Genomic DNA, 14302 nt, shown 5'->3' with positions numbered 1-14302 from the left:
TGCACGCGGCGTGGTGGTCAGCGGAAGGATGCGGGCTGGGCCGCTAGAAGTCGAACAGTTCGCCGAGCAGCGACTTGGGCTTGCGCGGCTTGTTGCCGTAGCCGTGGGCGTCGTGATGGCCGTGCGGGCGCGGCGCGTGCCGCTCGTCGGGGCGGTAGGCCGGGCGCTGCGCGGGCATTTCGGCGCCGGCGCGTTCGATCAGGCGGTCCAGTTCACCGCGGTCGAGCCAGACGCCGCGGCATTGCGGGCAGTAGTCGATCTCGATGCCCTGGCGATCGGTCATGGCCAGGTTGACGGTCTTGCAGGCGGGGCATTGCATGTGGGGAGGCTCCGGGAAATCCAGGGCCACGACGGCCGTGCTCCGGAAATGGACGCACCTTCGCCGTGGGACGGCGAAGGTCTTGCCCACAGGCCTTTGGGCCTGCCGCCGCGCCGGGACCGGGGTCCGTAATGACGACGCGGGCGTTGGGGGCTACTCCCCTTCGATGCGCGATCCTAGCACGCGCATCATGACTGGCAGGCGGCGGTCACTCCGCCCCGGCAGGCGCACCGGTGCGCTCCAGCTGCGCGGCCACGACCGGCTCCAGCGAGGCCAGGCCGGCCTTCCGGCCCAGGGCGAGCGCCTCGGCGGCCGGCATCCCGGCGCGCGCGGCGCCCAGCGCCAGCAACGCGCCGGCGCGGTTGCCGGAGGCGCAATGCAGCAGTACGCCGCCGCCGCGCTCGGCGAGCAGTGCGGCCAGCGCATCGGCATTGGCGGGGGTGACGTCGTCCTTGCCTGCGATCGGCAGGGCGACGTAGTCCAGCCCCAGGCGGGCCGCTTCGGCGGCCTCATCGAAGCCGCGGTCCTCGCCCGGACCGCGCAGGTCGATCACCGTGCGCACGCCCTGCTCCTTGAGTCGGGCCAGGTCCTGCGCGGTCGGCTGGCCGCCGGTGCGCAGGCCGGCGCGCGGCTCGGCGAAGCGGTCCGGGCCGTCGAGCAGGTGCTGCTGCCAGAACAGCATCGAGGCGGCGTTGAAGTAGTCGGTGTTGGTCTTCTTGCGGAAGCCATGGCCCTCGTCGGCGAACTCCAGGTACCACACCGGCTGGCCATTGCCGCGCACCGCCTTCACGATCTGCTCGGCTTCGGTCCAGGGCACGCGCGGGTCGTTGCGGCCCTGGGCGACGAACAGCGGCGCGCGGATCCGGGCGGCGTGGTTGAGCGGGGCGATCCGGGCGAAGAACTCGGCCATTGCCGGGTCGCGCTCGTCGCCGTACTCGGCGCGGCGCAGGTCCCGGCGGTAGTTCTCGGTGTTCTGCAGGAAGGTGCGGAAGTCGGAGATGCCGACCACGTCGATCCCGGCGCGGATGCGGTCGCTGTAATGCATCAGCGCGGCCAGCACCATGTAGCCGCCATAGCTGCCGCCGTAGACGCCCACGCGCGAGGCGTCCAGATCGGGCTGTGTGGCGATCCAGTCCAGCAGCGCGCCGATGTCCTTGACCGAATCCTCACGCTTGAAGCCATTGTCGGCCTGCAGGTAATCCTTGCCGTAGCCGGAAGAGCCGCGCACGTTGGGCACCAGCACCGCCACGCCCAGGTCGGCGAGCATGAACTGGATGGTCGGATTGAACACCGGCTGCGACTGGCCCTCCGGGCCGCCGTGGATGTTGATCAGCACCGGATGCTTGCCCGATGCGGCGGCCTTGGCCGGGCGGTAATAGAACGCGGGAATCTTGCGCGGCGTGCCGTCGACTTCGTCGAAGGTCGGATAACGAATGAGCGTGGGCGCGATGAAGGCCGACGCATCCAGGCCGCCGACTTCGCTGCGCGTCCAACGCTCCAATGACTTGCCATCCAGGCCGAGCACGTACACGTCGCTGGGCGAGGTGGCGCTGTTGAGGTCCAGCGCCAGGCGCTTGCCGTCAGCGGAGAAATCGAAGTTGCCGATCACCCCGACCGGCAGTTGATCCAGCGCCGGCAGTTGCACCGGCTGCAGGCCGGGCAGGCGCAGCACGTGCAAGCGCGAGATGCCGTCCTCGTTGGTGCTGTAGGCCAGGTGGCGGCCGTCGCCGGCGATGCGCACTTCGTCCACGTCCCAGGGGATATGCGCGCTGATCAGCTTCGGCGCGCCCATGCCCGGCCCATGCCATCGCAGCGTGCGGAACTGCTGCGGCTTGCCGTCGATGTCCTCGTCTGAAATGTAGAACACGCTCTTGCCGTCCGGCGCGTACTGGAACTGCCCCAGCGCGGCCTTGCCGCCATCGACCGGGAACATCGCCAGCTTGCCGCTGGCCAGTTCCAGCTCGCCCGGATAGCTCTCGTTGGCCGAGACATAACGGCTGACCAGCAGGCGCGTGCCGTCGGGCGAGAAATCGCTGGCGCTCCAGCTGCCGCCCTCGGTCAATACCGCGCGCGACTGGCCGCTGCGCGTGTCGCGCACCCAGATGTCGCGGTCGGTGCCGTTGCGCACCGTGCTCGAGTAGGCCAGCAGCCCGCCGTCGCGGCTGACCACCGCGCCACCGTTCTGGCTGCGCCTGCCGTCGGTGAGCAGGGTGGTGACGCGGGTGGCGTCGTCGAACCAGTACAGCTGCGAGAACTCGTCGCCGCCGCGGTCCTTGGCGAATACGAAGCCATCGCGCCATGCGCCCGGCGGCGCCGGCACCAGCCCCGTGACCGGCTCGCGATGGAAGGTCAGCTGCTCGCGCATGCCCAGCGGCGTGCAGACGCGATGGGCCTGGGCGGTCTCGGCGAAGCGCGTGCTGACCAGCAGGCAGCCCTCGCGCGTCCAGCCGGCGAGGCTGGCGCCTCGGGTGTTTTGGTAGCGGTCCAGGCGTTCGAGCAGGTCGGCCGGCACCTCGGGCACGTTCTCGGTGGTGCGGTTGCCGGCCACCTGGCGCTGTACCGGATCGGCGGCCGCGGCCTGCAACGGCAGCAGGGCGAGCAGGAAGGCGGTGAACAGGTTGTGGCGCATCGAGGACCTGCGGAGTGCGATACCAGCCTGCAGGGTAAGCGGCCTATCCGCGGCCGGCCAGTCCCTGCAGCAGCATCCGCATCTCGTACTTGTCGGTCTCGTCCAGCCCCTGCGCGCGCTGCTTCTGCTGGAGCTCGTCGATGCGCTGCTGCACCGTCTGCCGTTCAAGCTGCGCGACGGCGTCGTGCAGCTCGTGCGCCCAGCTGGCCTCCTCGCCGGGCAGGACCTGCGCGGCGAGCCTGCGCAGCGCCTCGGCCTGTTCGTGCGCGGCGAAATGTTCAAGCAGGGCGCCGGTGCTGATCTCCGGCCGCTGCGCGACCACGTCCAGGATTTCCAGCAGCAAGGGCACGCCCGGCAGGCGCAGCTCGGCGAACCGGTAGGGGCGCTCCAGCTGCAGGCCCAGCGATGGCTGCTGCAGCAGCAGCGCGATCACGCTGCGCACCAGGCTGCGCCGCTGCTGCGCGGGGGCGGCCTGGCGCGCCGGCGGACGCGCCTCGGCGACCGGGCGGGCGGCATCGACGCCGGTCTGGCGTTGCAGTTCCTGCCGCATCAGGTCGGCGAAGGCACCATCGGGAAGCTGCGCCAGCAGCGGGCGTGCGCGCTCGGCCAGGCGCGCACGGCCGTCCAGCGTGCCGCGGTTGATGTCGCGGCCCAGTTCCTCGAAGAAGAACTGCGACAGCGGCGTGGCCTGGGCCAGGCGCGCGTCGAAGCCGGCGGCGCCTTCCTTGCGCACGATGCTGTCCGGATCCTCGCCGTCGGGCAGGAACAGGAAGAACGCCTGGCGTCCGTCCTTCATCCGCGGCAGCACCGATTCCACCGCGCGCCAGCCGGCGCGGCGGCCGGCGGCGTCGCCATCGAAGCAGAAGTAGACGTCCGGCGCGTTGCGGAACAGCAGTTCGGCGTGGTCGGCGGTGGTGGCGGTGCCGAGCGTGGCCACCGCCTGGGTGATGCCGTGCTGGAAGAGTGCCACCACGTCCATGTAGCCCTCGACCACGATCAGCCGTTCCAGCTTCTGGTTGGCCTGGCGCGCCTGCCACAGGCCGTACAGCTCGCGGCCCTTGTGGAACAGCGCGGTCTCGGGCGAGTTGAGGTACTTGGGGCCGGCGTCCCGGCCGTCGGCAGGCGCGGAGAGCACGCGGCCGCCGAAGGCGATCACCCGCCCGCGCCGGTCGTGGATCGGGAACATCACCCGGTCGCGGAACTTGTCGTAGACGTGGCCGCGGTCGTTCTTCGACAGCATGCCGGTGCGTTCGAGCAGCTTGAGCCGGCGCTCGTCGGTGCCCAGCGCGTCCTTGAGCGTGGAATAGCCGTCGGCGGCGTAGCCGATGGAAAAGCGGGCGCGGTTGTCCGCGTCGACGCCGCGGCCGTCCAGGTAGTCGCGCGCGCGCGGGCTGTCGGCCAGCTGCCGCTGGAACAGTTTCGCGGCCGCTTCCAGCGCCGCGTACTGGTCGCGCAGGTCGCTGTCCTGGTTGTTCTGGCGGGTCTCCTTGGGCACCTCGATGCCGGCCCGGCGCGCCAGTTCCTCGACCGCGTCGAGGAACTCGAGCCGGTCGTAGTTCATCAGGAAGCTGATCGCGGTGCCGTGCGCGCCGCAGCCGAAGCAGTGGTAGAACTGCTTGGTCGGCGAAACGTAGAACGAGGGCGTGCGCTCGTCGTGGAACGGACACGGCGCGCTGTACTCGCGGCCCTTGCGCTTGAGCGGCACGCGCGAACCGACGATCTCGACGATGTCGGAACGTGCGAGCAGGTCGTCGATGAACGCGTCGGACAGGCGGGCCATCGCAATAGGATGCCATGGCGCGTATTCCCGGGGGCGAAGCGGCATGCAACGGCGATGGCAACGACGGAGCGGCGGCGTCTGCCCCGGAGCGAGTCCGCCGGCACCTGGTCATGTGGTCCACCCCGGGACGACATCCCGTCCTTACGCGGTGTCGTGGCACATCCCTGTGCACTGGTTTCCTATGCCCGGGTGCCGGCGGACTTCGCCTGCTTCGCGGCTCGCACAATCCGGCTCAAGGCGGGGTCCGGGCCATGCCGTTCCGGGAGAGTGCGGAGTTCTCGAGGCCAGCTGCGCGCAGCTTCAGCCGCGACTGCGTCCGTTCGTCGATGACCGCGGTGATCAGCGCGCCGGCGAAGAACACCACCGCCGCGTAGTAGGTCCACAGCAGCAGCAGGACCAGCGCGCCCATCGAGCCGTAGGCGCTGCCGGGTGCGGCCTGCGCCAGGTACAGGCCGATCAGGTAGCGGCCCAGGGCGAACAGCAGCGCGGTGATCGCGCCGCCCAGGAACGCCTGCCGCCACGCCACCCGGCGGTCGGGCAGGTAGTGGTAGAGGAAGGCGAAGGCCAGCGTGTAGAGCAGCAGGGTGGTCGCGTAGCCGATCGCCGGCAGGACCGAGGGCAGGTGCGCGAACACCACCTGCAGCGCGGTGGTGGCGATCATCGACACGATCAGCAGGAAGCCCAGCGCCAGCACCACGCCCAGCGAGAACACCCGCTTGCGCAGCCAGGCGCGCAGGCCGCCGAGCCGCTCGCCGCCGGTGCGGAAGATCAGGTTGAGCGCCCCCTGCAGCTGGGCGAACACCACCGTGGCGCCCACGAACAGCAGGGCCAGGCTCCACACCCCGGCCAACGAGCCGATGTCCGGCTGCGCGTCGGCATTGCGGATCACCGTCGCGGCGACCGCCTCGGCGCTGGGACCGGCCAGGTCGCCGATCTGCGCGACCAGCGACGCCTGCGCCGGCGGATACAGCGACGCGGTCAGCCACAGCAGCAGCACCAGCAGCGGCGCCAGCGACAGCAAGGTGTAGAACGAGAGCGAGGCGGCCTGGGTCATCAGGTCCGCCTCGGCGAAGCGCCGGACCAGCGCCGCCGGCAGGCTCTGTTCGAGGCGGTCGAGGTGGCGGCGCAGCTTGGCGGGGGACAGGCGCTTCATCGCATGGGCGGGATGCACGGGCCCGGCCAGCGTCACCCAGGCGGCGTGGCAAGCGCGTGAGCGGAGCCCGCGTCGCCATTCGCGGCCAGGGTGCGCAGGGCGTCGCCGCTGACACGCTGCACGGTCCAGCCTTCCATCGGCCGGGCACCGAGGCCGCGGTAGAAGTCGATCGCCGGCGTGTTCCAGTCCAGCACCGACCACTCGAAGCGGCCGTAGCCGCGTTCCAGCGCCAGCCGCGCCAGGTGCACCATCAGCCGCCTGCCGATGCCGCGGCCGCGCAGCGCCGGCAGCACGTACAGGTCTTCCAGGTACAGGCCCGGCTTGCCGAGGAAGGTGGAGAAGGAGACGAAGAAGAGGGCGAAGCCGGCCGGCTGGCCATCGCATTCGGCGATCACCACCTCGGCGGCCGGGCGCGGGCCGAACAGGGCCGCTTCCAGGTCCGCAGCGGTAGCCACCGCCTCGTGCGCCAGGCGTTCGTACTCGGCCAGGCCAGCGATGAGTTCGAGGACCAGCGGGATGTCGGCGGGTACGGCCGGGCGCAGGTGGATCGTGTCGTTCGGCATGGCGGCGGCCCTGGGAAGTCGCTTCCATTGTGGCCGCAATGGGCACGCTTTCGCCGGATCATGAGGGTCGTACCCCGTGCCGTGCTGCTCGTGCCGGAGGCGGTGGCTTCCCTGCCGCCCCGTGGATCCCTGGCTGCCTACTTGGTGCCGGTGGAAGTGGCGGTCACACGCCAGATCGCGTTGCCGACATCGTCGGCGACCAGCACGCCGCCGCCGGCGTCCACCGCCACGCCGACCGGGCGCCCGCGGGCCTTGCCGTCATCGCCGACGAATCCGTCGAGCACGGTTTCCGGCGGGCCGGAGGGACGGCCGTCGGTGAACGGCACGAACACCACCTGGTACCCGACTTTCGGCGAACGGTTCCAGGAACCATGCAGGCCGATGAAGGCGCCGTCGCGATAGCGCGCCGGCAGCGCGTCTGCCGCGTAGAACGCCAGGCCCAGCGGCGCGACGTGGGAGCCCAGGCCGTAGTCGGGCACCACCGCGCGCGCGACCAGCGACGGATCCTGCGGTTCGACCCGCGTGTCCACGTGCTGGCCCCAGTAGCTGTAGGGCCAGCCGTAGAAGGCACCCTCGGCGACCGAGGTCAGGTAGTCGGGCACCAGGTCGTTGCCGAGCTCGTCGCGCTCGTTGACCACCGCCCACAGGCGCCGGTCGCGGGGATGGATCGCCAGCGCGGTCGGATTGCGCAGGCCGCCGGCATACACCCGGCGCGTGCCGGCGGCCGGGTCCACTTCCAGCACTGCGGCACGCTCGACCTCCTCGTCCATGCCGTGCTCGGCGATGTTGCTGTTCGAGCCCACGCCGACGAACAGCGTGGCACCCGCCGGGTTGGCGACCAGCGACTTGGTCCAGTGGTGGTTGCGCCCGGCGGGCAGGCCGACGACGCGGGTGGGCCTGGTGGCGATCGCGGTCGCGCCGGCGTCGTAGCGCACCTTCACCAGGGCGTCGGCGTTGGCGACGTACAGCGTGTCGCCGACCAGCGCCATGCCAAACGGCGAGTGCAGGCCCTCGAGGAAGACGTGGCGTTGCTCGGCCACGCCATCGCCGTCGGCGTCGCGCAACAGGGTGATCCGGTCGGCGCTGGGCACGCCGGCGCCGGCGCGCTCCTGGACCGCGGCCATGGCCTTCGGGCGCAGGCCGCGGACCGGTTCGGCCGGCGCGGGCTTGTTGGTTTCGGCCACCAGCACGTCGCCGTTGGGCAGGACCAGCAGGGTGCGCGGATGGTCCAGGCCGCGCGCGAACGCGGTGACCTGGAAGCCGTCGGCGGGTCGCGGCTGGCCGTCCGCCGGCCCGCCCACGGCCGGGGCGATCTCGACCACGGGAATGGCGGTCGACACTGGCGCCGGCAGTTCGGGCGATGGCCCGGTGCCGGGCGGGTACACCGGCGCCTGCGCCGCGGTGGCCGCGGCCGGCGCGGTCTCGTTCACCGGCGGCTGGTGGCTGCTGATGCAGCCGGCGAGGGTGGCGGCGAGCGCCGTCGCCAGCAGTGCCGGCCGGATGCGCCTGAAGGTGGGTGCCGCCATGGGGCCCGCTCCGCGTGGGGAGCGGGCATTGCAGCAGCGGCGCCGTGACGGCCCGGTCAGGGCCGATGTCGCCGGCCCGCGCGTGGGCTCAGCCCGCCAGGCGGCGCTTCACCAGGGCCGAGACCTGGCCCATGTCGGCCTGGCCGGCCAGCTGCGGCTTGAGCACGCCCATCAGCTTGCCCATGTCGGCCGCGCCGCTCGCACCGGTCTGCGCGATGGCCGCGTCGATCGCGGCCAGGATCGCGGCCTCGTCCAGCTTGGTCGGCAGGTAGCGCTCGATCACCACGATCTCGGCGCGCTCGATCGCGGCCAGGTCCTCGCGCGCGGCGGCTTCGTACTGGGTCACCGAGTCCTTGCGCTGCTTGACCATCTTGTCGAGCACGGCCAGCACCGCGGCGTCGTCCAGCTCGACCCGCTCGTCCACTTCCTTCTGCTTGATCGCGGCGTTGATCAGGCGGATCACGCCCAGGCTGTCCTTGTCGCCGCTCTTCATCGCGGCCTTCATGTCATCGGTCAGTTGCTGCTTGAGGGTCATGGCGTAGCCTGTCGGTTCGGTGGAGGGGATGCGCCGGCACGGCGGCAGGTAAGGTTTCGCGGGAAACACAAAAAGCCGGCCACGCGTGGGCGTGCCGGCTTTCGGTTTGCCTCGTCGACGGGGCGGCCCGTGCGGGCACCCCGGCAACAAACGCTGGCCTCAGTAGAGGCGCTGGCGCTTGGTGACGTCGCGCGACATCCGGCGCACCTGGCGCTTCACCGCCGCGGCGGCCTTGCGCTTGCGCTCCTGGGTCGGCTTCTCGTAGAACTCGCGCTTGCGGGTTTCGGCCAGGACGCCGGCCTTCTCGCAGGTGCGCTTGAAACGGCGCAGCGCGAACTCGAAGGGCTCGTTCTCGCGGACTTTGACGCTGGGCATGGAATCTCCGGGACACAAATAACCGGGTCGCGCCCGGTGAGCCGCGTATGATAGCGGGGTCCCCGGGGCCGGTGCAAGCCGGTTCCAGGGCCGCCCGTCACCTCCTTACCCGGCCCAGTCCCAGCCCATGCGCGTCCTCGGCATCGAAACCTCCTGCGACGAGACCGGCGTGGCCGTCTACGACACCGCCGTGGGCGGGGCCGCCGGCCTGCGCGCCCATGCGGTCTACAGCCAGATCGCGCTGCACGCCGAGTACGGCGGGGTCGTTCCCGAACTGGCCAGCCGCGACCACGTGCGCAAGCTGCTGCCCCTGGTCCGGCAGACCCTGGCCGAGGCCGGGCTGGGGACCGGCGACCTGGACGGGGTGGCTTACACGGCCGGCCCGGGCCTGGTCGGGGCGCTGCTGGTCGGTGCCGGGACCGCGCGCGCGCTGGCCTGGGCGCTCGACGTGCCGGCCATCGGCGTCCACCACATGGAGGGGCACCTGCTGGCACCGCTGATGGAGGACGACCCCCCGCAGCCCCCGTTCGTGGCCCTGCTGGTCTCCGGCGGGCACACCCAACTGGTGGCGGTGGAAGCGATCGGCAGCTACCGGCTGCTGGGCGAGACCCTCGACGACGCGGCCGGCGAGGCCTTCGACAAGACCGCCAAGCTGATGGGCCTGCCCTATCCGGGCGGCCCGCAGCTGGCCGCGCTGGCCGAGCAGGGCACCCCGGGCGCCTACCGCTTCGCCCGGCCGATGACCGACCGGCCCGGCCTGGACTTCAGCTTCAGCGGCCTGAAGACCCAGGTGCTGCTGGCCTGGCAGCAGTCCGACCAGTCGCCGCAGACCCGGGCCGACATCGCCCGCGGCTTCGAGGACGCGGTGGTCGACACCCTGGCGATCAAGTGCCAGCGGGCGCTGGACGCGGCCGGCTGCGACACCCTGGTGGTCGCCGGCGGCGTCGGCGCCAACAAGCGCCTGCGCGCGAATCTGCAGGCGATGTGCGCGCAGCGCGGCGGCCGCGCCTGCTTCCCGCGGCCGGCGCTGTGCACCGACAACGGCGCGATGATCGCGTTCGCCGGCGCGTTGCGGCTGCAGGCCGGCCAGCACGACGATGCGCAGGTGATGGTGACCCCGCGCTGGGACATGTCGGCGCTGCCGGCACTGACCTGAGCCTTGGAGGTCGGGATGCGCCCGCCTTCGCCGGGCGTGCATGCCGCCCGCGCTACCATGCGCGCATGGACAAGGTATTCATCGAAGGCCTCGAGATCGAGGCGCTGATCGGCATCTACGATTGGGAGCGGCGCATCCGCCAGGTCCTGCGCTTCGACCTGGAGATGGCGTTCGACAACCGCGTGCCCGCGGCCAGCGACGACATCGCCGACACGCTCGACTACAAGGCGGTGAGCAAGCGCCTGGTCGAGTTCGTCGGCCAGTCCGGTTTCGGCCTGGTGGAGACGCTGGCCGAGCGGTGCGCGGCGATCGTGCTCGAGGAATTCGGCGTGCAGTGGCTGCGGCTGAAGCTGAGCAAGCCCGGCGCGGTGCGCGGCGCGCAGGCGGTGGGCGTGGTGATCGAGCGTTCCCGCCCCGCCGGCGGGGCGTGAGCCGGTGATGGCGATCGCCCAGGCCGAGGCCGGCGCGGTCCGCTGGCTGGAAGGAACGCGGCTCGCGCTGGAGCCCTATCCGTGGGCCTACACCCTGCTGGTGCTGTCGCTGCTGCTGCTGGCCGCCGCGCTGGCCAACCTGCTGACCCGGAAGGTCCTGCTGCGCGGGTTGCGCCGGGTGGTGGGCCGGCTGGTGCGCCGTGGCGAGGGCGAGGACTCCTACCGGCTCAAGGTGATCCCGCGGCTGGCCAACGTGGTTCCGGCGCTGGTGATCTCCGCCGGCATCGGCTGGGTCCCGGGCGTGCCGCCGGCGGTGGTGGCCTTCGTCCACGGCGCATGCCAGGCGTGGGTGGTGCTGACCCTGGCGCTGGCCTTCTCGCACGCGCTCGACGCGCTCAACGACCTGTACGAGCGCCGGCCGGACGCGCGGCACAAGCCGATCAAGGGCTACGTGCAGGTGGCCAAGATCGCGGTCTTCATCCTCGCCGGGCTGTCGATCATCGCGACCCTGGCCGGCGTGCGCATGCTGCACCTGGTCACCGGCCTGGGCGCGGCGACGGCGGTGGTGATGCTGGTGTTCCAGGACACGATCCTGTCGTTCGTCGCCAGCGTGCAGATCAGCAGCGACGGCCGGGTGCGGGTCGGCGACTGGATCGAGATGCCCAGCCAGAATGCCGACGGCGACGTCACCGACATCGCCCTGCACACGGTCACCGTGCAGAACTGGGACAAGACCGTCACCACGATCCCGACCCGCAAGCTGATCAGCGAGTCGTTCAAGAACTGGCGCGGCATGACCGAATCGGGCGGCCGCCGGATCAAGCGCGCCCTGCACCTGGACCAGGCCAGCGTCCGCTTCCTCGATCCGGCCGAGCGCGACGCGCTCAGGCGCTTCACCCTGCTGCGCGACTACCTGGACACCAAGGAGCGCGAACTCGCCGACTGGAACGCCGGCCTCGGCGCCGATGGCGAACTGCCGGTCAACGCGCGCCGGATCACCAACCTCGGCACGTTCCGCGCCTATGTCGAGCGCTACCTGCGCCACCACCCGCAGGTGCACCGCGACCTGACCCTGCTGGTCCGCCAGCTGCAGCCCGGCCCGACCGGCCTGCCGCTGGAGATCTACTGCTTCACCAGCGACACCCGCTGGGCGGTGTACGAGGGCATCCAGTCGGACATCTTCGACCACCTGCTGGCGATCCTGCCGGAGTTCGGCCTGCGGGTCTTCCAGGAGCCCGCCGGTGCGGATTTCCGCACGCTGGCGGGCAGCGGGGAGCGGCGCGGGGATCCCGCCGCGTCGACTTGACGCCTGCAGCGCCCGCGTGCATGTTGCGATGCACAAGCCGGCGCGGGGACGACGGCGGCCAGGCAGGCAGGCGCGATGGATTGGGCTAGGTACCGGACGCCGTCGTATGACGAGCTGATCGACGGGGAGGGCCGCCCGCGGCCGGCCGCGCGGCCGCTGGTCGAATACCTGTCCGGGCTGACCGGGCGTGAACTGGCCGAACGCCAGCTCGCCGCCGACGTGGCTGCCCGGGTCATGGGCATCACCTTCACCGTCTACAGCGACGGTCGCAACGTCGACCGCACGCTGCCGTTCGACCTGATCCCGCGGATCCTCGACCGCCGCGAGTGGCGGCGCACCGAGGCCGGGCTCAAGCAGCGCATGCGCGCCCTCAACCTGTTCATCGGCGACATCTACGGCGACCAGAAGATCGTCCGGGACAAGGTGTTCCCGGCGGCGCTGCTGAAGCAGTCGGTGAACTTCCGCGAACAGTGCGTCGGCGTGCGCCCGCCGCTGGACGTGTGGGCGCACATCTGCGGATCGGACCTGGTCCGCGATGGCGACGGCACGCTGTACGCGCTGGAAGACAACCTGCGCATCCCCTCCGGCGTGTCGTACATGCTCGAGAACCGGATGGTGGCCAAGCGCGTGTTCCCGGAGCTGTTCGAGACCAGCGCGATCCTGCCCGTGGACGATTATCCGGCGCAGCTCTACGACACCCTCGCCGCGCTGTCGCCGCGGCCGGGCGACACCCCGGCGATCGCGCTGCTGACGCCCGGCGTACTCAACAGTGCCTACTTCGAGCACGCCTACCTGGCCCAGGCGATGGGGATCGAGCTGGTCGAGGGCGGCGACCTGTTCGTCGGCGACGACGACTGCACCTACATGCGCACCGTCTACGGGCCGCAGCGCGTGGATGTCATCTATCGCCGCGTCGACGACCTTTTCATCGACCCGGAAGTGTTCCATCCCGACTCGATGCTCGGCGTGCCTGGCCTGATCCGCAGCTGGCGTGCCGGCAAGGTGGCGCTGGCCAACGCGCCCGGCGCCGGCGTGGCCGACGACAAGGTCGTATTCGCCTACGTGCCGAAGATGATCCGCTACTACCTGGACGAGGAGCCGATCCTGCCGAACGTGCCCAGCTACCTCTGCCACAACGCGAAAGACCGCAGGTACGTGCTGGAGAACCTGGACAAGCTGGTGGTGAAGCCGGCCAACGAATCAGGCGGCTACGGCATGCTGATCGGGCCGCGCGCCAGCCGCAAGGAGCGCGAGAAGTTCCGTGCGCTGATCGAGGCCGACCCGCGCAACTACATGGCCCAGCCGACGCTGGCCCTGTCGACTGCGCCGATCGTCACCCCCGACGGCCCGGCGGCGAGGCACATCGACCTGCGTCCGTTCATCCTGTCGCGACAGGACACCTACGTGACCACCGGCGGCCTGACCCGGGTGGCGATGACCGAGGGCTCGCTGGTGGTGAACTCGTCGCAGGGCGGCGGCGCCAAGGACACCTGGGTGGTCGACCTGGAGGAGATGGGCTGATGCTCTCGCGCGTCGCCGACCACCTGTACTGGTTCAGCCGCTACCTGCGCCGCGCGGAGAACACCGCGCGCCTGGTCGGCGTGGGCAGCCTGCTGCAACTGGACCTGCCGCGCTCGGTGCGCTTCACCTGGCGGCCGATGATCGCCACGGTCGGCGCCGAGGCGCTGTTCACCGGCGTCCATCCGGAGCCCGAAGACGCGGACGTGCTCGATTTCCTGCTGCTGGATGCGCGCAATCCGTCGTCGTTGCGGACCTCGGTCGACAGCGCGCGCGAGATCCTGCGCGGCATCCGCGATGCCCTGCCGCAGGAAGTATGGGAGGCGGTGAACGACCTTCACCTGTACATCGATGCCGATGGCGAGCGGGTGCTGACCCGCCGCTACCGGCTCGAGTTCATCAACCGCATCACCGACGGCTGCCTCAAGGTCTCCGGCCTGCTGGCGGCCAACGTCAGCCGCGACATCGGATTCCATTTCCTGCGCCTGGGCACGGCGATCGAGCAGGCGGACATGACCACGCGGATCATCGACGCCGGCGCCTCCGGGCTGGTGACGCCGCGCAACGAGGACGACCGCGAGGCCTACCAGAACATGCAGTGGATGGCGGTGCTGCGCGCGCTGGCGGCGTACCAGATGTACCGGCGGCACGTACGCCAGCGGGTATCGGGCACGCATGCGCTACGCTTCCTGCTGCACAACGCCGAATTCCCGCGCAGCGTGCAGTTCTGCCTCACCCGCGTGCAGCGGATCCTGCCGGCGATGCCGCCGCGCCCGCCGGTGGAACGCGCCCTGACGCGGGCGACCGGCCTGGTGCGCCAGGCCGATCCGGTGCTGCTGGCCGCGGGTGATCCGGCGCGGTTCATGGACGAGGCGCAGGTCTACCTGGGCCAGCTGCACCAGGCCATTGCCGGCGGCTACTTCGCGGGATGAACGCACTCCATCGCCGGGACGCGGCGGGAACGCCGGGGATTGGTCGCGTTGTAGAATCGCGTCGCACAGCAACCACGGC

The 14302-nt window shown here is 71.1% G+C and carries 13 protein-coding genes; 5 read left to right on the top strand and 8 right to left on the bottom strand.

The genetic code is table 11. The features are described 5' to 3' along the window. Positions 1–43: 43 nt before the first annotated feature. From ABKA19_RS00850 to rpsU, 8 genes are all read right to left on the bottom strand, one after another. Positions 44–319 carry a TFIIB-type zinc ribbon-containing protein gene (locus ABKA19_RS00850; protein WP_353687231.1) on the bottom strand — a complete coding sequence of 92 codons (276 nt, stop codon included), beginning with the start codon at positions 317–319 and terminating at the stop codon, positions 44–46. Between the two features lie 208 nt (positions 320–527). After that, on the bottom strand, positions 528–2948 hold the full coding sequence (locus ABKA19_RS00845) for an alpha/beta fold hydrolase (RefSeq protein WP_353687230.1): 2421 nt from the start codon (positions 2946–2948) through the stop codon (positions 528–530). A gap of 43 nt (positions 2949–2991) precedes the next feature. Next, positions 2992–4728 (bottom strand): DNA primase, encoded by a 1737-nt coding sequence (dnaG, locus tag ABKA19_RS00840; RefSeq protein ID WP_353687229.1) that lies wholly within the window; start codon positions 4726–4728, stop codon positions 2992–2994. A 232-nt stretch (positions 4729–4960) separates the two neighbouring features. Next, positions 4961–5881 (bottom strand): YihY/virulence factor BrkB family protein, encoded by a 921-nt coding sequence (locus ABKA19_RS00835; RefSeq protein ID WP_353687228.1) that lies wholly within the window; start codon positions 5879–5881, stop codon positions 4961–4963. A gap of 32 nt (positions 5882–5913) precedes the next feature. Beyond that, positions 5914–6444: a GNAT family N-acetyltransferase gene (locus ABKA19_RS00830; RefSeq protein WP_353687227.1), complete on the bottom strand. Its 531-nt coding sequence runs from the start codon at positions 6442–6444 to the stop codon at positions 5914–5916. A 137-nt stretch (positions 6445–6581) separates the two neighbouring features. Beyond that, the gene (locus ABKA19_RS00825) at positions 6582–7970 is read right to left on the bottom strand and encodes a PQQ-dependent sugar dehydrogenase (RefSeq protein ID WP_353687226.1); all 1389 of its coding nucleotides are present in this window, start codon (positions 7968–7970) and stop codon (positions 6582–6584) included. An 88-nt stretch (positions 7971–8058) separates the two neighbouring features. Continuing rightward, complete coding sequence (locus ABKA19_RS00820; protein WP_353687225.1) at positions 8059–8505, bottom strand: GatB/YqeY domain-containing protein; 447 nt, start codon at positions 8503–8505, stop codon at positions 8059–8061. A gap of 159 nt (positions 8506–8664) precedes the next feature. Continuing rightward, complete coding sequence (gene rpsU, locus ABKA19_RS00815) at positions 8665–8880, bottom strand: 30S ribosomal protein S21 (RefSeq protein ID WP_052631395.1); 216 nt, start codon at positions 8878–8880, stop codon at positions 8665–8667. Between the two features lie 127 nt (positions 8881–9007). Here rpsU and tsaD point away from each other — a divergent pair, with 127 nt between their 5' ends. From tsaD to ABKA19_RS00790, 5 genes are all read left to right on the top strand, one after another. Next, positions 9008–10036 carry a tRNA (adenosine(37)-N6)-threonylcarbamoyltransferase complex transferase subunit TsaD gene (tsaD, locus tag ABKA19_RS00810; RefSeq protein ID WP_353687224.1) on the top strand — a complete coding sequence of 343 codons (1029 nt, stop codon included), beginning with the start codon at positions 9008–9010 and terminating at the stop codon, positions 10034–10036. Between the two features lie 65 nt (positions 10037–10101). Continuing rightward, on the top strand, positions 10102–10467 hold the full coding sequence (gene folB / locus ABKA19_RS00805) for a dihydroneopterin aldolase (RefSeq protein WP_353687223.1): 366 nt from the start codon (positions 10102–10104) through the stop codon (positions 10465–10467). Positions 10468–10474: 7 nt separating this feature from the next. Continuing rightward, complete coding sequence (locus tag ABKA19_RS00800) at positions 10475–11773, top strand: mechanosensitive ion channel family protein (RefSeq protein WP_353687222.1); 1299 nt, start codon at positions 10475–10477, stop codon at positions 11771–11773. 75 nt (positions 11774–11848) lie between these two features. Continuing rightward, complete coding sequence (locus tag ABKA19_RS00795) at positions 11849–13294, top strand: circularly permuted type 2 ATP-grasp protein (protein WP_353687221.1); 1446 nt, start codon at positions 11849–11851, stop codon at positions 13292–13294. Continuing rightward, complete coding sequence (locus ABKA19_RS00790) at positions 13294–14223, top strand: alpha-E domain-containing protein (RefSeq protein ID WP_353687220.1); 930 nt, start codon at positions 13294–13296, stop codon at positions 14221–14223. The genes ABKA19_RS00795 and ABKA19_RS00790 overlap by 1 nt, the downstream gene beginning before the upstream one ends. Positions 14224–14302 lie beyond the last annotated feature (79 nt).

It is taken from the genome of Pseudoxanthomonas sp. Soil82, assembly GCF_040446535.1.
Classification (GTDB): Bacteria; Pseudomonadota; Gammaproteobacteria; order Xanthomonadales; family Xanthomonadaceae; genus Pseudoxanthomonas; species Pseudoxanthomonas kaohsiungensis.
This window is presented reverse-complemented; position numbering and strand designations above follow the sequence as displayed.

Excerpts from the sequence above, each read along its gene's own strand:
- dnaG (WP_353687229.1), bottom strand. The coding sequence starts at position 4,728 with ATGGCCCGCCTGTCCGACGCGTTCATCGACGACCTGCTCGCACGTTCC.
- tsaD (WP_353687224.1), top strand. The coding sequence starts at position 9,008 with ATGCGCGTCCTCGGCATCGAAACCTCCTGCGACGAGACCGGCGTGGCC.
- folB (WP_353687223.1), top strand. The coding sequence starts at position 10,102 with ATGGACAAGGTATTCATCGAAGGCCTCGAGATCGAGGCGCTGATCGGC.
- ABKA19_RS00845 (WP_353687230.1), bottom strand. The coding sequence starts at position 2,948 with ATGCGCCACAACCTGTTCACCGCCTTCCTGCTCGCCCTGCTGCCGTTG.
- ABKA19_RS00850 (WP_353687231.1), bottom strand. The coding sequence starts at position 319 with ATGCAATGCCCCGCCTGCAAGACCGTCAACCTGGCCATGACCGATCGC.
- ABKA19_RS00830 (WP_353687227.1), bottom strand. The coding sequence starts at position 6,444 with ATGCCGAACGACACGATCCACCTGCGCCCGGCCGTACCCGCCGACATC.
- ABKA19_RS00790 (WP_353687220.1), top strand. The coding sequence starts at position 13,294 with ATGCTCTCGCGCGTCGCCGACCACCTGTACTGGTTCAGCCGCTACCTG.
- rpsU (WP_052631395.1), bottom strand. The coding sequence starts at position 8,880 with ATGCCCAGCGTCAAAGTCCGCGAGAACGAGCCCTTCGAGTTCGCGCTG.
- ABKA19_RS00820 (WP_353687225.1), bottom strand. The coding sequence starts at position 8,505 with ATGACCCTCAAGCAGCAACTGACCGATGACATGAAGGCCGCGATGAAG.
- ABKA19_RS00800 (WP_353687222.1), top strand. The coding sequence starts at position 10,475 with ATGGCGATCGCCCAGGCCGAGGCCGGCGCGGTCCGCTGGCTGGAAGGA.
- ABKA19_RS00835 (WP_353687228.1), bottom strand. The coding sequence starts at position 5,881 with ATGAAGCGCCTGTCCCCCGCCAAGCTGCGCCGCCACCTCGACCGCCTC.
- ABKA19_RS00795 (WP_353687221.1), top strand. The coding sequence starts at position 11,849 with ATGGATTGGGCTAGGTACCGGACGCCGTCGTATGACGAGCTGATCGAC.
- ABKA19_RS00825 (WP_353687226.1), bottom strand. The coding sequence starts at position 7,970 with ATGGCGGCACCCACCTTCAGGCGCATCCGGCCGGCACTGCTGGCGACG.